Consider the following 20,023-nt stretch of genomic DNA (forward strand, 5'->3'; position numbering starts at 1 on the left):
GTGGCCGAACTCGTACTGGGCGTCGGCACCTCGCACGGGCCGCTGCTGAACACACCGCCGGACGACTGGGATCTGCGGGCCGGCGCCGACCGTGCCAACAAGGCACTGGTCTACCGGGGCGTCGAGTACCCCTACGACGAACTGCTCGCGCTGCGCGCACCGGGCTTCGCCGCTGAGTGCGCGCCGGACGAGCGCCGCCGCCGGCACTCCGCGAGCCGCGCCGCCGTCACGGAACTCGGCCGGCGGATCAAGGACGCTGCCCTCGACGTCCTGGTGGTCGTGAGCAGCGACCACAAGGAAGTCTTCGGCGACGAGCTGCTGCCGCAGTTCGCCGTCTACTGGGGCGACACCATGCGCCACGAGCCCTTCACCCAGGAGCAGTTGGACGGGATGAAGCCGGGCCTGGCCGTGGCCGAGGTCGCCAACCAGCCCGAGCGCAGCACGGTACGGGCCGGTCATCCCGCCCTCGCCGGACATCTGATCGGCCAGACGTCGGCCGCCGGCTTCGACCCGGCGGCGTCCAAGCACCTGCCGCCGGGGGAGTGGGGCAACTCAGGAATTCCGCACGGCTGGGGCTTCATCTTCCAGCAGGTGCTCGGCGGCCGTGACGTACCGCCGACCGTGCCGGTCTTCGTGAACACCTTCTGGCAGCCCAACCCGCCGTCCGCGGCGCGTTGTTACGACTTCGGTGTGGCGCTCGGCGAGGCGATACGGGCGTTCCCCGAAGGGCTGCGGGTGGGGCTTGTCGCCTCCGGCGGGCTGAGTCACTTCGTCGTGGACGAGGAACTGGACCGCGCCTTCCTCGCCGCCCTGGCGGACCGTGACGCAGAGTACCTGCGGGCGCTGCCGGACGACGTGCTGCGGTCGGGCACCTCCGAACTGCGGAACTGGATCGTGGTGGCCGGCGCGCTGCGGGACACCGCACTCGACGCCGAACTCGTGGACTACCAGCCGTGTTACCGCGCCGAGGCAGGGACCGGCTGTGCGATGGCCTTCATGACCTGGCAGGCTCCCGGCGACAAGGACGGCGCATGACAACGGAACAGGCGCTCACACCGGGCCAGGACGTCACACCGGAGCGGGCCGTCACACCGGAGCCGGCCCCCGTCGATGGTGTGCTCGACCGGCTGCGGGCGCTCGACTCCTGCGCGGTCTCCGACGCGCTCGACGCGTACGGGCTCGCGAGCGTGGTGCTCGGCCCCGCACCGGTGTGGCAGGTGGACCGGGTGATCGCGGGACGGGTACGTACGGTGACGGCGGGGCCGCGCCGCTCGGACCGGCCCGCGGGGCACATCGCGGCCGCGGCCGTGGACGTCTCGGGCCCTGACGATGTGATCGTCATCGCCAACGACGGCCGGCTGGACGTCTCCTGCTGGGGCGGGATCCTCAGCAGGGCCGCTGTCGCCAGAGGCGTCGCCGGAGTCGTGGTCGACGGTGCCTGCCGGGACGCGAGCGAGAGCCGCGACCTCGGGATGCCGGTCTTCGCACGGGCCGTCGTGCCGGTCAGCGCGCGCGGCCGGGTGGTGCAGCTCGCCATGGACGAGCCGATCCGGTTCGGCGAGATCGATGTCGGTCCGGGGGACTTCGTCATCGCCGACGGTAACGGCGTCGCCTTCGTACCCGGCCAGGACGCCGAGCGGATCGTCGCGTTCGCCGAGCGGATCGTCGCCAGGGAGGCCGCCGTGGCCGAAGCGGTCGACCGGGGACGGCCGGTGGCCGACGTGATGCACGACAGTCAGTTTCCCGCGACCGAGGAGTCCGGCTCGTGACCGATCAACTCAGCCCCCGTGGAACCGCCGACGGGACCGAGCCCGGGACAGGGCCCGGCCATCCGCTGCGCGGCTACTCGACCGCGACCGTCTCCGACGCCCTCGACCGGATCGGCAGGGCCGGATGTCTGCACGGCATCGGCCAGCTCACCCCCGGCACCCGCGTCTTCGGCCGCGCCTACACCGTCTCGTACATGGCCGCAGGCCATCCGGCGGGCACGGTGGGCGACTATCTGGACGACGTGCGCCCCGGTGAGGTGGCCGTACTCGACAACGGCGGGCGCACCGACTGCACGGTGTGGGGCGACATCCTCACCGCGATGGCCGACGACCGCGGGGTGGCCGGCACCCTGATCGACGGTGTCTGCCGCGATGTGCACCGGGCCCTCGGCGTCGGCTACCCCCTCTTCACCCGGGGCCGTTACATGCGCACCGGCAAGGACCGGGTCGAGGTACGGGACGTCCAGTGCCCGGTCAGCGTCGCCGGGGTCCAGATCGCGCCCGGCCAGCTGATCATCGCCGACGACGACGGAGCGGTGACCGTACCGCTCGACGTCGAGGACGAACTCGCCGACATCTGCCGCACCATCCACGAGCGCGAGGAGCGCATCGTCGAGGACGTGCTGGCCGGCAGTTCGCTGGCCGCAGCGCGGGCCGCCCACGGATACCACCTGCTGCAGAGGAACCAGGCATGACGACCGCCGCTTCGGAACACACCGACACACCGCACACCGACGCCACGCACACTGACATCTCACCCACGGACACCACGCACACCGACATCTCACCCACCGACGCCGCCGCCCTTTCGCGGCTCGGCACCGCCACGCTCTACGAGGCATCGGGGCTCGACTGCTACCTCCCGCCGCGCGTCCGCCCGGTGTGGCCGGGCGCCGCCGTGGTCGGCCGTGCGCTGCCCGTCTCCACCGCGCCCGCCGACAACCTCCCCCTGCACCTCGCACTCGAACAGGCGCTGCCCGGCGACGTGCTGGTGGTCGACGGCCGGCAGGAGGCCTGCGGTTACTGGGGCGAGGTGCTCACGGCGGCCGCGCAGGCGCGCGGGGTGCTCGGGCTCGTGATCGACGGCGGGGTACGGGACACCGACCAGCTGCGCCGGCGCGGCTTTCCCGTGTTCAGTTCCTCGGTGGCCGTGCGCACCACGGTCAAGGACGACCCGGGCACCGTCGGTTCCCCCGTCACCCTGGGCCTCGCCACCGTCGCCCGGGGCGATCTCGTCGTGGCCGACGCCGACGGTGTGGTGGTGATCCCCCGGGCCGCCACCGCGGACGTCCTGGCGGGCGGCCTCGCGCGCGAGGCGGCGGAGGCGCGCTACATGAGCCGGATCGCCGAGGGTGAACTGACCCTGGACATCTACGGCTTCCGGCCGGACCCGACGGACTGAGCCGGCCATGAACGATCCTGATCCCCTCGCCGCGCGTGCGCTGCTGGTCCGACAGGTACGCCTGGAGGCCACCGGTGTCGTATCCCTGACCCTGACCGATCCGGCCGGCGGCCGGCTGCCGCCCTGGACACCCGGCGCGCACATCGATCTCACACTGCCCAGCGGCACGGTCCGGCAGTACTCCCTGTGCGGGCCGCTTGACGACCCGTACTCCTACACCGTCGCCGTGCTGCGCGAGCAGAACGGCAGGGGCGGCTCGGCCGAGGTGCACGGGACGGCGCTGGTCGGCAGGACAGTGCGGATCCGCGGACCGCGCAACCACTTCGCGCTGGTCGAGGCCCCGCACTATCTGCTGCTGGCCGGCGGTATCGGGATCACCCCGATCCTGGCCATGGTCCGCCGGCTCGTGGCCGACGGTGCCTCGTGGGAGTTGCACTACGGCGGACGCACCCGGGCCGGCATGGCGTTCACCGGGACGCTGGCCACACTCGGCGCGGGGCGCGTCCATGTCGTACCGCAGGACGAGCACGGCATCCTGCCGGTGCCCTCCCTGGTCGGGGCAGCGCCGCCGGGCGCCGCCGTGTACTGCTGCGGCCCCGAGGGCATGGTGCGCGCCGTCACCGAGGCGTGTGCGCTCGCCGCACCCGGGGCCCTGCACATCGAACGGTTCGGCGCACCACCCGGGGTGAGCACGGCAGCGCCGGGACCGCCGGCGGGCGCCGGTGGGTTCAAGGTCGAACTGCGCCGCAGCGGGCTGACACTCGACGTACCACCGGACCGCACCCTGCTGGATGTCGCCCGCGAGGTCGTACCCGACGTGGGGTTCTCCTGCGAGGAGGGCTACTGCGGCTCGTGCGAGACGAAGGTGCTCGGCGGTGTGCCGGAACACCACGACACCGTGCTGTCGGCCGAGGAGCGCGAGCGGGGCGACACAATGATGATCTGCGTCGGCCGGTCCGCCTCCCGGCTGCTCACACTGGACCTCTGAACCAATACCTCTGACCTGGGACTTCGGGTCACAGTTCCACACTGAAGAACTGTTGTGACAACTATTTCTGTATGAGGGATTCCTGGTTAGTGTCATGCCAATCAGGACCGAGCCGAGGAGTGCAGATGTCTATGAGGGCGACCACGCCGGACCGCCTCAAAGGCCCGACCGCGGACCCGGTGGACCAGGCTTCGGCCGAGCCCGCCGCTCAGCTCCGACTGTCCGGTGTGACACGGAAGTTCGACGACGTCATCGCGGTCGACCGGATCGACCTCGACGTCAGGCCGGGCGAGATATTCGCGCTCCTCGGCCCGAGCGGCTGCGGCAAGAGCACATCGCTGCGGATGGTGGCGGGTCTTGAGAAGATCGACGAGGGCTCGATCGCCATGCGGGGCAACACACTCGCCGACGCCGGGCAGGGCACGTTCCTGCCGTCGGAGAAGCGCAACATCGCGATGGTGTTCCAGTCCTACGCGATCTGGCCGCACATGACGGTCGCCCAGAACGTCGGCTTCCCGCTGCGGATGCGCCGGGTCAAGCGCGCCGAGCGGCGCCGCAGGGTCGAGGAGATCCTGGAGATCACCGGCCTCGGCGCGATGGCCGACCGCCCGGCGACCCTGCTCTCCGGCGGTCAGCAGCAGCGGGTCGCGCTCGCCAGGGCGCTCGTCTACACCCCCGATCTGCTGCTGCTCGACGAGCCGTTGTCGAACCTGGACGCCAAACTGCGCACCCAGATGCGCCGGGAGATCCGCAGGCTCAACCAGGAACTGGGCATCACGATGCTCTTCGTCACGCACGACCAGGACGAGGCACTGTCCCTGGCCGACCGGCTCGCGGTGATGAACAAGGGCAAGATCGAGCAGGTCGGCCGGCCCACCGAGCTGTACGAGCACCCGAAGACACCGTTCGTACGGGACTTCCTCGGCCGGCTCGTCGTGGTCGAGGGCGTGGTCACCGGCGACACCGGCAAGGGCCGCATCCTGCTCGACACCGGCGCGCTGCGGGTGGGCGAGATCGTCGGCGCCGATGTGCCGGCCGGACTCGGCGAAGGCGACCGGGTGGGTGTGCACCTGCGCCCCGAGGACGTCGACATCAAGGCCGCCGGTGTGGCCGGACCGGCACCGAACCAGGTGGCGGGGCGGGTGCTGTCGTCCGTCTACCTCGGCGACAGCTTCGAGTACGTACTCGACATCGCCGGATCCAACGTCCTGCTCAGCGCGCCGCGCAGGGTCGTCCATCAGCCGGGTGACGAGGTCGTCGTCGAGGTCGACCCGCAGCGCGCGATGGTGTGGCCGCTGTGACCGGCCTGCTGCCGCCGGTGACCCCGGAGGAGACCGAGTCGCTGCCCGCGCCGGTACGCACCCTGATACGCGCCCGCCGCTCCAGCGGCTCACGCCTCGCCGGCATCGTCTTCCTGCTGCTGGTCGCCGCCGTGACCGTCGTGCCCGTCGCGCTGCTGCTGTTCAACAGCCTCAACGTGGCGGGGCCCGGCGACCCCGCGTCCTACGGCCTGGACAACTGGCGCCACGCCTTCGCCAACGGCACGCTGTGGCACTCGGGATGGAACACACTGCGGCTCGCCGTACCGCGCGTGCTCATCGGTATGGTCATCGCCACCGTCATCTCCTGGCTCATCGCCCGCACCGACATGCCGGGCGCCAAGATCATCGAAGTCTTCCTCTGGTTCTCGTTCTTCATCCCGTCCCTGTCGATGACCCTCGGCTGGATCCTGCTCCTCGACCCGGCCAACGGCGTCGCCAACCAGGTGGTCAGAATGATCCCGGGGCTCGGTGACATCACCAACGGCCCCTTCAACATCTACAGTTACTGGGGCATCATCTGGGCCCACCTCACCACGACGACCGTCCCCATCATGGTGATCCTGCTGGTGCCGGCCTTCCGTAGGATGAGCCGGTCCATGGAGGAGGCGGCGCAGATCTGCGGCGCCAGCCGGCTCCGTACGCTCGTCCTCATCACCGTGCCCGTGATGCGGCCCGCCATCGTCGCCGCCACCCTGCTCAGCTTCGTCTACTCGCTGAAGACCTTCGAGATCGAGCTGCTGCTGGGCACCCCGATCGGGCTGAACGTCTACTCGACGCAGATCTACAACTGGCTGCAGAACTCACCACCCGAGTTCGGCACGGCCACCGCCCTCGGCTCGGTCTTCATCCCGATCCTCATCATGCTGGCGATCATGCAGCGGCTCGCCACCCGCAGCCGCAGCTACATCACCGTCGGCGCGCACACCTTCAACGACGAGCCGATCCGGCTCGGCCGGGTACGCCGCTGGGTCGTCGCCGGATCGCTCTCGCTGTACGCCGTCATCACCGTCGTGCTGCCGATGGGCGCCATCCTGCTCGGCTCCTTCATGCGCAGGTTCGGCTTCTTCCAGCTCAAGAACCCCTTCACCACGGCGCACTGGTCGGCCCTGTTCAACGACAACCTGTTCGCCTCGTCCGTGCGCAACACACTGATCATCGGTGTGCTCGCCACCCTCATCGGTGTGCTGGTCTACTTCGTCATCGCCTTCGCCGTGGTCCGCAGCACCCTGCCGACCCGGGGCGGCATCGACGTGATGGCCTGGCTGCCGGCCGCCGTCCCCGGCATGCTGCTCGGTCTCGGCCTGCTGTGGGTCTATCTCGGCACCCCGCTGCGCACCGTCCTCTACGGCAATCTCTTCGGGCTGATCATCGCGCTGGTCATCAGCCATATGGCCACCGGTACGCAGCAGTTGAAGGCGGCCATCGCCCAGATCAGTCCCGACCTGGACCGGGCGGCCCGCATCTGCGGCGCCAGCCAGCTCCGCAGCTACGCCCATATCCTCCTCCCGCTGCTCGGCCCCTCGGTGGCCGCGGCGGGAGTGCTCACCTTCCACGCGGCGGTGAGCGACGTCAGCACGGTCGTGCTGCTCAGCAGCAACGACTCCAGGCCCCTGTCGATCCTGCTCCTGGAGTACAGCACCAGCGGTGTGCTCGAACAGGCATCGGTCCTGGGCGTCCTCATCAGCATGCTCACGGTCGGGGTGGCCCTGCTGGCCCGCGCGCTGAGCGGCAGCCGGCTGCGCAAGGCGCGTCCGCGCCGCCGCGACAGCCGCGCGCCGGGCAGTACGCCGGGCAGCGCGCCGCGGAACCCCCGCCCCACAACGAAAGCAGGTGCGTCATCAACAGATTCCTCGCTCACCGTAACTGGAAGCTGATCTGCGCGGGCGCGGTGGTGGCCCTCGCGGCCACCGCGTGCGGCGGCGGTTCGTCCGACGACTCCGGATCCACCACCCTCGGCGCCTCGGGCAAGGTCGACAGCGCCTGCCCGGCCCCCTCCGGGACGCTGGCGGCGGCGGCCAAGAAGGAGGGCAAGGTCGTCATGTCGGGCTCGCCCACCGACACCATCCGCCAGCAGCTGCCGCAGGCGTTCCAGCAGACCTACGGGGTGAAACTCGACTACATCGGCACCAGCGGCAAGGACAACGCCGCCCGGCTGCTGTCCGAGCGCAAGGCCGGGATCTACTCCCAGGACGTGTTCGTCGGCGGCGCCGACACCATGGCCAACACGTACCACGCACAGAAGTGGATCACCCCGCTGACCAAGGTGCTGACCCCGGCGGAGCTCGACCCCAAGTCCTGGCGCGGCGGCACGGTGCCGTTCGTCGACCCGGACAAGGAGATCCTCAGCATCAGCCGCTACGTCAGCGTCCCCGTCGTCATCAACACCGACAAGGTGAAGCCCGACGAGATCAAGACCTGGAAGGACCTGCTCGACCCGAAGTGGAAGGGCAAGATCGCCACGATCGACCCGCGCAGCCCCGGCGGCGCGATCTACAACGTCGGTATGTTCCAGGCGGCACCCGGCTACGGCGACGCGTTCGTCAAGCAGCTCTACAAGGACCAGCAGCCGGTGCTCATCACCGACTCCCGGCAGGGCACCGACGACCTGGCGCGCGGCAAGTACCCGATCGCCCTGGCCCTCGGCCAGCTCGACGTCGCCAAGGCCATGGACGACGGACTGCCCATCCAGGTGGTCGCGCCCGATCTGCAGCAGACCACCAGCGGGTTCGGCTTCCTGGCCGTCTCGGACAAGCCCCCGCACCCGAACGGCGCCAAGCTGCTCGCCCAGTGGCTGGCCTGCCCCGACGGCAACAAGGCGTGGAACACCGCGTACGGCAGCTCCAGCACCCGCACCGACGTGAAGCCGCCGGCCAGCCTGCCGGAGTGGGAGGTGCCGAAGGACGGTGTGACGTACTTCGACACCAACTCGTGGGAATTCCTCACCCAGGGTGTCGCGAAGGCGACGACCTTGATCAAGAGCCTCATCGGTGCCAACTAACCCACACACAGCACCGCCGACAAGGAGAACACGCATGACCACCGCCGAGACCGAGCTGCCCGACATCAAACGCCCGACGGCCTACGAACAGTGGCTGACGGACGAGGGACTGAAGGTCGTGGAGGGGCTGTTCATCCAGGACCTGCGCACCGTCGAACTCGGCGACTGGGCACGGCGCGGCTGCCGGGCGGCCGTCGCCAGGCTGGAGGGCACCGAGGACGTCAACGACGCCCACATCATCGAGATAGCCCCCGGCGGGCAGGTGGCACCGGAACGGCATCTGTACGAGGAGATCACCTACGTGGTCGCCGGCCGGGGCTCGACGAAGGTGTGGAACGCGGCGGGTACGGAGACCAGCTTCGAGTGGAACACCGGCAGTGTGTTCTCGGTACCGCTCAACGCCCACGCCCAGCACTTCAACGGCAGCGGGTCGGAGCCGGCCCGCTTCTACACCGTCACCAGCGCACCGCTCGTGATGCGGATGTTCCACAACCGTTCGTTCATCTACGACTGCGACTTCGACTTCACCGACCGGTTCGGCTCCGACAAGGACGACTTCAGCGGCGCCGGTACCGCGTACCGGTCCCGGGTCTGGGAGAGCAGATTCATCCCGGACGCCGCCGACATCGAACTCAAGTCATGGGCGGCGCGCGGCGCGGGCGGCTCCAACGTCATGCTGGAGATCGCCGACAACAGCCTCTGCGGCCATGTCTCGCAGTTCCCGACCGGAACGTACAAGAAGGCCCACCGGCACAACGCCGGCGCCCATGTCATCATCCTCGGCGGCACCGGCTTCTCGCTGCTGTGGCGTGAGGGCGAGCCGGTCCGCAAGGTGGACTGGCAGCAGGGCTCGATCGTCGTACCGCCCGACCGGTGGTTCCACCAGCACTTCAACACCGGTACCACGCCCGCCCGTTACCTGGCCCTGCGGTGGGGCAGCAAGAAGTACCCGCTGTTCAAGCAGTTCCTCATCGACCGCCCCACCACCGAGGGCGGCGACCAGATCGAGTACCAGGACGAGGATCCCTCGGTGCGTGCCACCTTCGAGGCCGAACTGGCCAAGAACGGCGCGAAGAGCCGGATGGACGAGGTCTACGCCAGGGCCCGGCAATGATCACCCTGGAGCGCAGCTTCGAGGAGGACTTCCGGCCTGCCACCGACGGGCAGACGCTGACGGTCGACTTCTGGAGCTATCTCAACGCGCTCCAGGCACGGCTCGGCTGGGGCGCGGCCGACGACAGGGCCTGGGGCTATCTGGAGGAGCTGGAACGCGACATCGAGCCGCTCATCGAGCGCCTCCCCGACGCGGCGGCGGCGCCGTACCTGCGGCGTATCGCCGACAGCTGGACAGCGGGCGGCGAAGGGGAGCGCGGCGCCCTGCGGCGCGACGTCGCCGCCATGCTGCGGCAGGCCCTGCGGAACCAAGAGGAGCATGATCATGATCAGTGAAGCCGAGAACGAGTTTCTCACCCGCGTCGGCCCCGGCACCCCGATGGGCGACCTGCTGCGCCGCTACTGGCAGCCCGTCGCCGTCACCGCCGACCTCTCCCCGGACAAACGCACCAAGCGGATCCGGGTCATGGGCGAGGACCTGGTGCTCTATCTGACGGAGGAGAACGGCTACGCCCTGGTCGCCGAGTCGTGCGCGCACCGGCGGGTCTCGCTCTACTACGGCTTCGTCGAGGGCTGTGAGATCCGCTGCCCGTACCACGGCTGGAAGTACGACAGCACGGGGCAGTGCCTGGAGCAGCCCTTCGAGCAGGACAACCGGCGGGCCCGCGAGCGCGCCAGGATCGCCGCCTATCCGGTACGGGCCTACCGCGGGCTGCTCTTCGCCTACCTCGGTCCCGGCGAGCCGCCCGTGCTGCCCCGGTGGGACGTGCTGGACCGCCGCGACGGCAAGCTCACCCTCTTCATCGAGCAGGAGCTGCAGTGCAACTGGCTCCAGCCGATGGAGAACGCCGTCGACACCGTGCACACCTTCTGGCTGCACGGCCACACCATGAAGGTGAAGGGCATCGACCGGGGCAGCTACTACTACCGCCCCATCGAGAAGTACTCGTTCGAGCAGTTCGAGTGGGGCATCATCAAGCGCCGGGTCTACCGCGACACCACCGGGGCCGTGGAGGAGGAGACCGGCCATCCGCTGGTCTTCCCCAACATCCTGCGGCTGCCCGAGGGCCCGTTGCAGGCCCTGCACTGGCGGGTGCCCGTCGACGACGAACACACCATGATCATCAGGGCCGGGCTGCTGCCGGACAAGCCGGGTGCGGAGCGGGTCCACGACGAGGAGCCCGAGGTGGTGCGCATCCCGCCGGAGACGACCCCCGAAGGCGATCACGCGATGAACACCTTCACCAGCCAGGACCGGATGGCCTGGGAGACCCAGGGCGCCGTCTACGACCGTACGAAGGAGATGCTGGGCGCCGAGGACAAGGGCATCGCCATGTACCGCAGGCTGCTGCGGCAGCAGGTCGAGCTGATCCAGGCGGGCGAGGACCCGATGGCGCTGATCCGGGACCCCGCCCAGGCGGTGGTCACCTTCGACGTCTCCCGTGGCCAGGCCCGGGTCGCGGTCACCGAAGGCCGGGTCTGATGACGGCGCCGGCCGAGCGGATCGCCGCGGGCGAGCCGGTCGTGGCGGGCGAGGTACGCGCGGCGGCCGAAGTGCGCGCGGCGGCCGAGCGGGTCGCCGAGGCCTGCCGGGTCCTCGGCCGGTTGGGGCTCACCCGCGAACCGGCCGGACACATCAGCATGCTGCTCGCGGACGGGACCGTCGCGCTGAAGGCCCGCGGTCCCGCCGAGTCGGGGCTGCGGTTCGCCGGCGCCGACGACGTGGTGGTGGTCGACAGGGGCGGCACGCTGCTCTCCGGCGCTCCCGGTCTCACCGCGCCCCAGGAGCTGGCCATCCATCTGGCCGTGTACCGGGCGCGCCCCGACGTCACCAGTGTGGCGCACGTCCATCCCACGATGCCGGTCCTGTTCAGCGTCTGCGACGTGCCGCTGCTGCCGGTGACCGGCGCCTACGACCCGTACGCCCTGCGGCTGCTGGCCGACGGGGTGCCGACCTTCGACCGCAGTGTGCTGGTGACGACCCCTGAGCTGGGCGACGAACTGGCGGCGGTGCTGGGGGCGGGCTCGGTGTGTCTGATGCGCGGCCACGGTGTGACGGCGGTGGGGGCGAGCCCCGAGGAGGCGGCTCTCAATGTCATCAAACTCAGCGAGCTGGCCGAACTGAACTTCCAGGCCAGGCAGCTCGGGGAGCCGAGGCGCATCGACGAGGCCGAACGCGCCGCGATCGTCGGCACCGGACGTACCCGCCCCGAGCTGATCGCCTCGGCGTGGCGCTTCTACCTGCGGCTCGTGTCCGAGCAGCCGGAGGGGAGTTGAGATGGCCGACACCGTACTGACCGGGGACCGGCCGAGCCACGAGCACGGTCGTCACCACGACGACCACAGCCACAGCCACGATCACAGCCACCACAGCCACGATCACGGCCATGACCATGGCGTCGAGATCCAGGCCGACGACCCGGACCATCCGCTGTGGGCCCGCGACCAGATCGTGCTGACCAGCGTCGGGATCGACATCGGCTCGGCCACCAGTCAACTGCTCTTCTCCCGGATCACCCTGCGCCGGCTCGGACGCGAACTGTCCAGTGCCTTCGCCGTCGTCGACCGGGAGACGGTCCACGAGTCGGCCGTCACGCTCACCCCGTACGCCGAAGGGCTGCGCATCGACGAGACGGCGCTGCGGGCCGTCGTGGACGAGGCGTTCGAGCAGGCCGGCATCTCGCCCGACGACGTCGACACCGGCGCCGTCATCCTGACCGGCGAGGCGACCCGCCGGCACAACGCCCGCGCCATCGCCGACATGTTCGCCGCCGCCAGCGGACGCTTCATCTGCGCGACGGCCGGACACGGCATGGAGGCCGTGCTCGCGGCGCACGGCTCGGGGGCCGTGGCCAGGAGCCGGGAGGGCGCCGCCCGGGTGCTCAACATCGACATCGGCGGTGGTACGGCCAAACTGTCGGTGTGCGACTCCGGGACCGTACGGTCCACCGCAGCGCTGCATCTGGGCGCGCGGCTCGTGGTGGTCGACGCGGAGAACCGGATCGTCCGGCTGGAGCCCGCGGGCGCCCGGCTGGCCGCCGTGCTCGGTCTTGACTGGCGGCTGGGGGACCGGACCGAGCCGGCCGAACTGGCCAGGCTCGCCGCGCTGATGGCGGACACGGTCGTCGCCACCGTCGGCGGTACGCGTGACCCGGCCGAAGGGCTGGACTGGCTCGGGCTCACCGAACCGCTGACGGAACGCGGTCCCTACGACGCCGTACTGTTCTCCGGCGGCGTCGCGGAGTACGTGTACGGCCGTGAGGCGAAGGAGTTCGGCGACCTCGGGCCGCTGCTCGGGCGGGCGCTGGTCGAGCGGTTCGCGCTGCTGCCGGGGCCCGTCGAGGACAGCCGCCGGGCGATCAGAGCCACCGTGCTCGGCGCTTCCCAGTACACCGTCCAGGTCAGTGGCAACACCCTGCACATCAGCGATCCCGCGTTGCTTCCGCTGCACAATCTGCGGGTGGTACGTCCCGCCGTCGAGCTGCCGGACACGGTGGACGCGGGGGCGGTGGCCGCCGCGATCGAACGGCATCTGGACGGCGCTGAGTTCGCGGCCGACGACGCGCTGGTCTTCGGGTTCACCTGGAGCGGACTGCCGAGCTTCCCCCGGCTCGACGCCTTCGTCGAAGGCATCCGGCGCGGCCTGGCCGACCGGATCAGCCGCGGACTGCCGTTGTGTCTGCTCTTCGAGGGGGACATCGCGCGGACCGTCGGTGGGATCCTCGTCGATCAGGGAGTCACCACACCGGTCATCTCCGTCGACGGTATCGCCGTCACCGAGTTCGACTTCGTGGACATCGGGGCCGTACTGACCAAGTCCGGTACGGTGCCCGTCTCGCTCAAGTCACTGGTGTTCTCGCTGTGACCGGCGCCCTGGCAGCCGCCAGACCACCACCGGGCCGGCTACCGCCGACCGGCCCGGCGTTACCCGCTCACCATCCCGGCTCAGGCCGTCTCGTTGAGCGCGTCCCGCACGGAAGCCTGGGCCTGCACCATCATGGGGGCGATCTCCCTCGCCTGCTCGATGTTCTCCAGCCGGGTGTTCGGTACCGCTACGGCGATCGCCGCCAGCGGATAGCCGATGAGATCGTAGATCGCCATTCCCACGGCGCAGATACTGCTCTCGCCCTCGCCGAAGTTCACCGCGAAACCCGTGTCACGGATCTCGTCCAGCTCGGACTGCAACTCGCCCCACGTCGAGATGGAGTTCGGTGTGCGGGTGTCCAACTGCCGGGTCGGGTAGCGCCGTCCCAGGTCGCTGCCCGGCAGCGCCGCCAGAATCGCCTTGCCGCCGGCCGTGCAGTGCGCCGGCAGGACGATTCCGGTACGGGAAGCGACACGGACGGCACGTGAGCCCTCCACGCAGTCGATGAAGCGGACGGAATCGCCTTCCAGCAGCAGCAGACTGACCGTCTCCTGGGTGTCCTCGCTGAGTTGTTCCAGCACCGGTCTCGCCGCGTGCCGGATGTCCACCCGGCCGATGGCCGCGAGGCCTATCTCCAGCAGGGCGCGGCCCGGACGGTAGACACCGTTGGGCTTGTCCTGGGTCACGAAGCCCTGCCGGCGCAGCGCGGTCAACAGGCGGTGTGCGGTGGAGCGGGCGACATCGAGGTCGTCGGCGGCCTCGGCCACACGCAGTGCCCGGCGCTCACCGATCAGATGCAGCAACCGCAAGGCGTTGTCGACCGATGACAGCCCCGACTGCGGTGGGTACGAGGCGGGCTGGTGGGGTTCATCGTGCGTTGTGTTCTTCATACCAGAATAGTAGCGCGATCTCTTTCAAGGCGCGGAATAATCACTAAGGTTGGGCTATGACATTCGTGTCGAATCATCGTGAGCTCCCTGTGCTCGTCCTGGGTGGTGGCCCCGTCGGTGTCACAGCGGCCTGGGCCCTGGCCAGGGCCGGCGTGCGAGTGCGTGTGATCGAGCGTGATCCGGTGCCGCGCACCGACTGGCGGGCCTCGACGTTCCATCCGCCGACCCTCGAACTGCTCGACGAGCTGGGCCTGTCGGCGCAGATGCACGCCGAGGGGCTCACGGTGCCGCGCTACCAGTACCGCGACCGCAAGGAGGGTCTGGTCGCCGAGTTCGACTTCACACTGCTCAAGGACGAGACGAAGTACCCGCACCGCCTCCAGCTCAACCAGCAGCACCTGGTGCGGATGCTCGTCGAGCGACTGGTGGACGAACCCAACGTCACACTGCACTACGGCATCGAGGCCACCGCGATCCGGGTCACCGAGGACGGTGTCGTGGTCGAAGGGCACAGCGCCGCGGGGCCCGAGACACTGCACGGCAGCTTCCTGATCGCCGCCGACGGCGCCAGCTCCACCGCACGGGGCCTGCTGGGCGTGCCGTTCGAGGGGTTCACCTACCCCGAGCGGTTCCTGATCGCCAGCACCACCGCCGACTTCCGCGCCCTGATCCCGGACATCGCCGACGTCAACTACGTCGCCGACCCCGAGGAATGGCTCTTCCTGCTGCGCACGGCCGAGTCCTGGCGTGCGGTCTACCCCGTCCCGCAGGGGCAGAGTTACGAGCAGGCGACCGACGCCGCCGAGATGCAGAGCAGGCTCCAGGGCATCGCGCCGCTGGCGGCCGGCTACGAGATCGGTGACTACCAGATCTACCACGTGCACCAGCGGGTGGCGGGCGCGTTCGTGTCGGGTCCCTGCGCGCTCATCGGCGACGCGGCGCACATCAACAGCCCCCTCGGCGGGGTGGGACTCAACAGCGGCATCCACGACGCGGTCGACCTCGCCCGCCGGCTGGCCCGGATCCTGCTCGAAGGCGCCGACGAGGACGCCGAGCTGGCCACCTTCGACGCGGTGCGCCGCCGGGTCGCCGTCGAATACGTACAGGCCGACACCCGGCGCAACACCGAGCGGATCAGCGAGCGCGACGAGGCCAAACGGCAGGCCAACCACGCCGAACTGCGGGCCGTCGCCGCCGACACCGACCGGGCGCGCGCCTGGTGCAGGCGCGCCTCGCTGCTCGAATCGGTCGCCCGGTTCGGCATCGGCCTGCCGCCGCAGGACGTCCGCAGCCGTATCGAGGCCGCACCGGCCTCCACCGCGTGAGGGGCAGGAGAACCCATGACTTCCGACACCACCACATCAGCAGGCCACACCGACGAGGAGTCCCGGCTCGCCGCCTTCTACTCCGACCTGGCCTCCGTCGATCTGCATCCGCTCTGGACGATCACCCGTGATCTGCTGCCCCCCACCCCCCGGCCGCGTGCGGTGCCCTGGCTCTGGAACGCCCAGGTCCTCGCCGAACTCGCCGAGCGCGCCCTCGCGTTGGTGCCGGTGGAGCGGGGCGGCGAGCGGCGCGTGCTGAGCCTCGGCAATCCCGGCCTCGGCGGACTGCCGTACGCGGCGGGGACGCTGTGGGGCGCCATCCAGTGCCTCGGCCAGGGCGAGACGGCCCCGGCCCACCGGCACACCCCCGGCGCCATCCGCTTCATCCTCTCCGGTGACGGCGTCGCCACCACCGTGGACGGCGACGTGTGCGACATGCACCCCGGTGACCTGGTGCTCACCCCGTCGTGGAACTGGCACGACCACAGCAGCACCAGCGACGGGCCGATGCTCTGGTTCGACGGGCTCGACCTGCCGATGATCGAGGCGCTCGACGCGGTGTTCTTCGAGCCGTACCCCGACTTCCGCCAGCCCGACGTGACACCGCACAACCGCTCGGAGACCCTGGCGGGTCCCGGACCCCGCTTCGTCAGCGGCGCGGTGCGCGACGTCGTCGCCGTCGACCACTCGCCCCTGCTGGTCTACCGGTGGCAGGACACCGACAGGGAGCTGTCCCGGCTCGCAGCCGAGAGCGGAGAGCCGCTGGTCAGCCTGGAGTTCGTCAGCCCCGCCACCGGGGCCAGCGTGCTGCCGACGATGAACTGCGCCATGCACCGGCTGGTCCCCGGCGCCCGCACCCTGCCGGTGCGCCGCACCGGCAACGCCGTCTACGTCGTCCATCGCGGCGCCGGCTCCTCGGTGATCGAGGGCCGCCGCTTCGACTGGTCGCAGGGCGACATGTTCGTCGTGCCGTCCTGGGCGGCCGCCGAACACAACAGCGGTCCCGGCGCCGACCTGTTCAGCATCGGTGACAGCCCGGTGCTGCGGGCGCTCGGCATCTACCGCGAACTGGCCCTCGACACGCCCCAGCAGGTGACCGGCGTCTTCACCCCGGCGACTCTCGACGACTCGGTGACACCATGAAACTGGCGATATTCGACGACAACCGCCTCGGCGCCGTCACCGGCGACCATCTGGTGGACATCACCGACGCGCTGCCCTGGGCGCACGAGCCCGACCCGCTGCTGGCCGGCTGGTGGCGCGCGCTGTGCCGGGACTACGCCTCCCTCGCCCCCGACCTCGCGGCGGCGGCCGGGAAGGGCCCCGAACTCCCGCTGGACTCGGTGACCTTGGCCGCGCCGGTGCTCGGTCCCACGAAGATCATCGCCTCGGCCAGCAACTACCGGGGCCATGTCGAGGAGATGCACGCCGTACAGCAGCGCACCCTGGGCGGGGTCGAGTCCTGGATGATGAACTTCGACGTCTTCCTCAAGGCGCCCTCCTCGATCACCGGTCCCGCCGGCACCGTCGTCCTGCCCCGCGCCGTGCTCGGCGAGGGCAGCGAGATCCACCACGAGTCGGAACTGGTCGTGGTGATCGGCGCGGGCGGCAAGGACATCGCGGAACAGGACGCGCTGAACCATGTGCTGGGCTACACGATCGGGCTCGACATCACCGTACGCAGCGCCGCCGACCGCTCGCGGCGCAAGAGCTACGACACCTTCAGCCCGCTCGGCCCCTGGCTGACCACGCGTGACGAGGCCGGCGACCCCGCCGACTTCGACATCCTGCTCACCTGCAACGGCGAGCAGCGGCAGAGCGTCAACACCTCCACACTCATCACATCGGTGCCGCGCATCGTCTCGTACGCGTCCCGGATGATGACACTGAACCCCGGGGACGTCATCTTCACCGGCGCGCCTCCCGGAGTCGGGCCCATCGTGCCCGGTGACGTACTGAACGCCTCGATCAGCCGGCTCGGCGCGATGACACTCGCTGTCCGCGCGGAGACCGGCACCGCACCCCAATGAGGTATCTCCACACCGAGAACAGGCGAAGGCAATGTCGATGTCGATGAAGGTCAGAATCACCCTGCCCGCCGCCATGGTGCTGCTGGCCGTGAGTGCCTGTTCGAGCGGCTCGGACAGCGACTCGGCCGACGGCGCGGCAGGCGCTGTGCCCGCCGCTGGCAAGTCCGTGGCGCCCGGGTGCCCCGACCCGGCCGGCACCCTGGCGAAGGCCGCCAAGAAGGAAGGCCAGGTGGTCATGACCGGCACACCTGACGGCAGTGTGCGTACGGACGTGCCCAAGGCGTTCGCCCAGACCTACGGGGTCAAGGTCAACTACATCGGCGGCCGCAACAGCGACATCGCGGCCAAACTCCAGGCGGAGCGCAAGGCGGGCATCTACTCCCACGACGTGTTCGGCGGCGGCGGGAACACCATGTCGACCACCTACTACGCGCAGGACTGGCTCGGCGATCTGAAGACGGCCCTCGACCCCGGCCTGCTCACCGCGGCCAACTGGCGCGACGGCAAGCCCAAATGGGTCGACCCCGAGCAGAGCAAGATCCTCCAGCTCTCCAACTACGTGGACTCCGGGGTCGTCGTCAACACCAGCCTGGTCAAGGACGGCGACCTGACGACTTATCAGGACATGCTCGACCCCAAGTGGAAGGGGAAGATCGTCGTCGACGACCCGCGCTCCAACGGCGGCGCCATCTACGACGTGGGCGCCTTCAAGCAGGCGTACGGCGACTCCTTCCTCAAGTCCCTCTACGTCGACCAGAAGCCGACGCTCCTCACCGACCAGCGCCAGGAGCTGGACGACATCGCCCGCGGCAAGTACGCCTTCGGGATGTCGCTGCAGAACGCGGAGACCGAGAGCGCGCTCGCCGAGGGGCTGCCGCTCAAGCAGATCAAGCTCACCGGCGCGCCGCCCGTGACCACCGGCGGGTCCAGCCTGCTCGCGCTCGACAACAAGGCACCGCACCCGAACGCCGCCAAACTGCTCGTCAACTGGCTGGTGTGCAAGGACGGCAACAAGGTCTGGACGGACGCGCTCCAGGTGCCCAGCATGCGCGCCGACGTGCCGGCCGCCGGTGATCTCGGGGCCTCGATTCCCGACAAGGGCGGCGAGTACTACGACAGTTACGGCTGGAACGTCCTGACGAAGGACGTCAAGCAGCTGCAGAAGACCATGGTCGGCCTGCTCGGCCCGCAGTAGGGCCGCCCCAACAGGTCCCGCACAGCAATCGGTCCCGCACAGCACCGGAGGTTCTCATGGCAGAGCGGCGGCCCGTCCGGCCTCCCACCGCGTACGCGCGCTGGGCCGGGGGCCAGGGCATCGACATCGTCCCCGGCTTCCACATCCCCGATCTGCGCGCGGTACCGCTCAAGCCCTGGCTGATGACGGGTGGCGACGGCTGTTTCATCAACCACGACGACAGCGACCGCAGCAACGACTGCTACGTGTCGCGGATCCCGCCCGGCGGGAACCTGCACCGGGTGCGCCATCTCCACGAGGTCATGACCTATGTCCTGGCCGGCCGGGGGAGCACCACGGTGTGGGGACCCGACGGCGCGGAGCAGAGCTTCGAATGGCAGCGGGGCGCGCTCTTCGCCGTCCCGCTGAACGTCCCGTACCAGCACTTCAACAGCAGTGGCGACCAGCCCGCGACGCTGCTCTCGGTGACCAACGCGCCCGTCGTCATCAACCTCTTCGACGAGGACGAGTTCGTCTTCAACTGCCCTTACGACTTCCCCGCCCGCTTCACGGGAGCCGCGGGCTACTTCAGCGGCGCCGGCACCCTGACCGGCCGGATGTGGGAGACCAACTTCGTCCCCGACGTACGGGACTTCCCGCTCGTCGACTACCGGGCGCGCGGCGCCGGCGGCACCAACGTCCAGTTCAAGCTGGCCAGGAACACCATGATGGCGCATGTCTCGGAGTTCCCCGTCGGCACCTACAAGAAGGCACACCGCCATGCGCCCGGCGCCCATGTCGTCATCCTCGGCGGCACCGGCTACAGCCTGATGTGGCGGGAGGGCGAGCCGATCCGGCGCTACGACTGGGCGGAGGGCTCGCTCGTCATTCCGCCCGGCGAGACGTTCCACCAGCACTTCAACACCGGCGCCACCCCGGCCCGCTACCTCGCGTTGCGCCATCTCAACGCGCGCAGGGACCCGGCGACAGGGCTGCCGATGTCCTCGATCAGCACCCGGCTCGGCGGCGACCAGATCGACTACGAGGACGAGGACCCGCAGGTGCGCCGGATGTACCGCGACGCGTGCGCCGCGAACGGCATCGAGTCGAGGATGGCCGAGTTCCACGGTTCACGGGAGGACTGACA

Annotated in this window: 19 protein-coding genes; 18 read left to right on the plus strand and 1 reads right to left on the minus strand. The window is 69.9% G+C overall.

Annotated elements, in window-relative coordinates:
* The 13 genes from OHS57_RS31160 to OHS57_RS31220 all read left to right on the plus strand — a co-directional run bounded on the left by OHS57_RS31160 (position 1) and on the right by OHS57_RS31220 (position 13,457).
* Positions 1 to 1,035, plus strand: a complete 1,035-nt coding sequence (locus OHS57_RS31160) for a hypothetical protein (RefSeq protein ID WP_328584061.1) — start codon at positions 1 to 3, stop codon at positions 1,033 to 1,035.
* Positions 1,032 to 1,769 carry an RraA family protein gene (locus OHS57_RS31165; protein ID WP_328584062.1) on the plus strand — a complete coding sequence of 246 codons (738 nt, stop codon included), beginning with the start codon at positions 1,032 to 1,034 and terminating at the stop codon, positions 1,767 to 1,769. Before OHS57_RS31160 ends, OHS57_RS31165 begins: the two co-directional genes overlap by 4 nt.
* A complete protein-coding gene (locus OHS57_RS31170) occupies positions 1,766 to 2,464 on the plus strand; it encodes an RraA family protein (protein WP_241778676.1) in 699 nt (232 codons plus the stop codon). Before OHS57_RS31165 ends, OHS57_RS31170 begins: the two co-directional genes overlap by 4 nt.
* Positions 2,461 to 3,171 carry a 4-carboxy-4-hydroxy-2-oxoadipate aldolase/oxaloacetate decarboxylase gene (locus OHS57_RS31175; protein WP_328584063.1) on the plus strand — a complete coding sequence of 237 codons (711 nt, stop codon included), beginning with the start codon at positions 2,461 to 2,463 and terminating at the stop codon, positions 3,169 to 3,171. Before OHS57_RS31170 ends, OHS57_RS31175 begins: the two co-directional genes overlap by 4 nt.
* 7 nt (positions 3,172 to 3,178) lie before the next feature.
* A complete protein-coding gene (locus tag OHS57_RS31180) occupies positions 3,179 to 4,159 on the plus strand; it encodes a PDR/VanB family oxidoreductase (protein WP_328584064.1) in 981 nt (326 codons plus the stop codon).
* A gap of 131 nt (positions 4,160 to 4,290) precedes the next feature.
* The gene (locus tag OHS57_RS31185) at positions 4,291 to 5,460 is read left to right on the plus strand and encodes an ABC transporter ATP-binding protein (RefSeq protein ID WP_328584065.1); all 1,170 of its coding nucleotides are present in this window, start codon (positions 4,291 to 4,293) and stop codon (positions 5,458 to 5,460) included.
* Positions 5,457 to 7,355, plus strand: coding sequence for an ABC transporter permease (locus tag OHS57_RS31190; RefSeq protein WP_328584066.1), 1,899 nt, complete (start codon positions 5,457 to 5,459; stop codon positions 7,353 to 7,355). The genes OHS57_RS31185 and OHS57_RS31190 overlap by 4 nt, the downstream gene beginning before the upstream one ends.
* Before the next feature lie 17 nt (positions 7,356 to 7,372).
* Entirely contained in the window at positions 7,373 to 8,479 is a 1,107-nt protein-coding gene (locus OHS57_RS31195; protein WP_041992798.1) for an ABC transporter substrate-binding protein, read from the plus strand.
* A 34-nt stretch (positions 8,480 to 8,513) separates the two neighbouring features.
* Positions 8,514 to 9,593 (plus strand): cupin domain-containing protein, encoded by a 1,080-nt coding sequence (locus OHS57_RS31200; protein WP_041992801.1) that lies wholly within the window; start codon positions 8,514 to 8,516, stop codon positions 9,591 to 9,593.
* Positions 9,590 to 9,928, plus strand: a complete 339-nt coding sequence (locus OHS57_RS31205; protein ID WP_041992804.1) for a hypothetical protein — start codon at positions 9,590 to 9,592, stop codon at positions 9,926 to 9,928. Before OHS57_RS31200 ends, OHS57_RS31205 begins: the two co-directional genes overlap by 4 nt.
* Positions 9,918 to 11,075: a Rieske 2Fe-2S domain-containing protein gene (locus OHS57_RS31210; RefSeq protein ID WP_041992806.1), complete on the plus strand. Its 1,158-nt coding sequence runs from the start codon at positions 9,918 to 9,920 to the stop codon at positions 11,073 to 11,075. The genes OHS57_RS31205 and OHS57_RS31210 overlap by 11 nt, the downstream gene beginning before the upstream one ends.
* Entirely contained in the window at positions 11,075 to 11,869 is a 795-nt protein-coding gene (locus tag OHS57_RS31215; RefSeq protein ID WP_328584067.1) for a class II aldolase/adducin family protein, read from the plus strand. Before OHS57_RS31210 ends, OHS57_RS31215 begins: the two co-directional genes overlap by 1 nt.
* Before the next feature lies 1 nt (position 11,870).
* Positions 11,871 to 13,457, plus strand: a complete 1,587-nt coding sequence (locus OHS57_RS31220) for an ethanolamine ammonia-lyase reactivating factor EutA (RefSeq protein WP_328584068.1) — start codon at positions 11,871 to 11,873, stop codon at positions 13,455 to 13,457.
* An 80-nt stretch (positions 13,458 to 13,537) separates the two neighbouring features.
* On the opposite strand, the gene OHS57_RS31225 is transcribed toward OHS57_RS31220, so the two are convergent.
* A complete protein-coding gene (locus OHS57_RS31225) occupies positions 13,538 to 14,347 on the minus strand; it encodes an IclR family transcriptional regulator (RefSeq protein WP_041992811.1) in 810 nt (269 codons plus the stop codon).
* 56 nt (positions 14,348 to 14,403) lie between these two features.
* Here OHS57_RS31225 and OHS57_RS31230 point away from each other — a divergent pair, with 56 nt between their 5' ends.
* From OHS57_RS31230 to OHS57_RS31250, 5 genes are read left to right on the plus strand one after another with little or no spacing between them, the layout of a single operon-like run.
* On the plus strand, positions 14,404 to 15,672 hold the full coding sequence (locus OHS57_RS31230; protein WP_328584069.1) for an FAD-dependent oxidoreductase: 1,269 nt from the start codon (positions 14,404 to 14,406) through the stop codon (positions 15,670 to 15,672).
* A 15-nt stretch (positions 15,673 to 15,687) separates the two neighbouring features.
* Positions 15,688 to 16,815, plus strand: coding sequence for a cupin domain-containing protein (locus OHS57_RS31235; RefSeq protein WP_328584070.1), 1,128 nt, complete (start codon positions 15,688 to 15,690; stop codon positions 16,813 to 16,815).
* Positions 16,812 to 17,702 (plus strand): fumarylacetoacetate hydrolase family protein, encoded by an 891-nt coding sequence (locus tag OHS57_RS31240; RefSeq protein ID WP_328584071.1) that lies wholly within the window; start codon positions 16,812 to 16,814, stop codon positions 17,700 to 17,702. Before OHS57_RS31235 ends, OHS57_RS31240 begins: the two co-directional genes overlap by 4 nt.
* A 43-nt stretch (positions 17,703 to 17,745) precedes the next feature.
* Complete coding sequence (locus tag OHS57_RS31245) at positions 17,746 to 18,897, plus strand: ABC transporter substrate-binding protein (RefSeq protein ID WP_328584072.1); 1,152 nt, start codon at positions 17,746 to 17,748, stop codon at positions 18,895 to 18,897.
* Positions 18,898 to 18,953: 56 nt separating this feature from the next.
* Positions 18,954 to 20,021 (plus strand): ethanolamine ammonia lyase-activating protein, encoded by a 1,068-nt coding sequence (locus OHS57_RS31250; protein WP_328584073.1) that lies wholly within the window; start codon positions 18,954 to 18,956, stop codon positions 20,019 to 20,021.
* Positions 20,022 to 20,023: the final 2 nt, after the last annotated feature.

It is taken from the genome of Streptomyces sp. NBC_00370, assembly GCF_036084755.1.
Classification (GTDB): Bacteria; Actinomycetota; Actinomycetes; order Streptomycetales; family Streptomycetaceae; genus Streptomyces.

What these genes read in the sequence shown, in the direction of transcription:
- OHS57_RS31240 (WP_328584071.1), top strand. Translation starts at nt 16,812, where the DNA reads ATGAAACTGGCGATATTCGACGACAACCGCCTCGGCGCCGTCACCGGC.
- OHS57_RS31225 (WP_041992811.1), bottom strand. Translation starts at nt 14,347, where the DNA reads ATGAAGAACACAACGCACGATGAACCCCACCAGCCCGCCTCGTACCCA.
- OHS57_RS31185 (WP_328584065.1), top strand. Translation starts at nt 4,291, where the DNA reads ATGAGGGCGACCACGCCGGACCGCCTCAAAGGCCCGACCGCGGACCCG.
- OHS57_RS31230 (WP_328584069.1), top strand. Translation starts at nt 14,404, where the DNA reads ATGACATTCGTGTCGAATCATCGTGAGCTCCCTGTGCTCGTCCTGGGT.
- OHS57_RS31175 (WP_328584063.1), top strand. Translation starts at nt 2,461, where the DNA reads ATGACGACCGCCGCTTCGGAACACACCGACACACCGCACACCGACGCC.
- OHS57_RS31210 (WP_041992806.1), top strand. Translation starts at nt 9,918, where the DNA reads ATGATCAGTGAAGCCGAGAACGAGTTTCTCACCCGCGTCGGCCCCGGC.
- OHS57_RS31205 (WP_041992804.1), top strand. Translation starts at nt 9,590, where the DNA reads ATGATCACCCTGGAGCGCAGCTTCGAGGAGGACTTCCGGCCTGCCACC.
- OHS57_RS31165 (WP_328584062.1), top strand. Translation starts at nt 1,032, where the DNA reads ATGACAACGGAACAGGCGCTCACACCGGGCCAGGACGTCACACCGGAG.
- OHS57_RS31215 (WP_328584067.1), top strand. Translation starts at nt 11,075, where the DNA reads ATGACGGCGCCGGCCGAGCGGATCGCCGCGGGCGAGCCGGTCGTGGCG.
- OHS57_RS31235 (WP_328584070.1), top strand. Translation starts at nt 15,688, where the DNA reads ATGACTTCCGACACCACCACATCAGCAGGCCACACCGACGAGGAGTCC.
- OHS57_RS31250 (WP_328584073.1), top strand. Translation starts at nt 18,954, where the DNA reads ATGGCAGAGCGGCGGCCCGTCCGGCCTCCCACCGCGTACGCGCGCTGG.
- OHS57_RS31245 (WP_328584072.1), top strand. Translation starts at nt 17,746, where the DNA reads ATGAAGGTCAGAATCACCCTGCCCGCCGCCATGGTGCTGCTGGCCGTG.
- OHS57_RS31180 (WP_328584064.1), top strand. Translation starts at nt 3,179, where the DNA reads ATGAACGATCCTGATCCCCTCGCCGCGCGTGCGCTGCTGGTCCGACAG.
- OHS57_RS31200 (WP_041992801.1), top strand. Translation starts at nt 8,514, where the DNA reads ATGACCACCGCCGAGACCGAGCTGCCCGACATCAAACGCCCGACGGCC.
- OHS57_RS31220 (WP_328584068.1), top strand. Translation starts at nt 11,871, where the DNA reads ATGGCCGACACCGTACTGACCGGGGACCGGCCGAGCCACGAGCACGGT.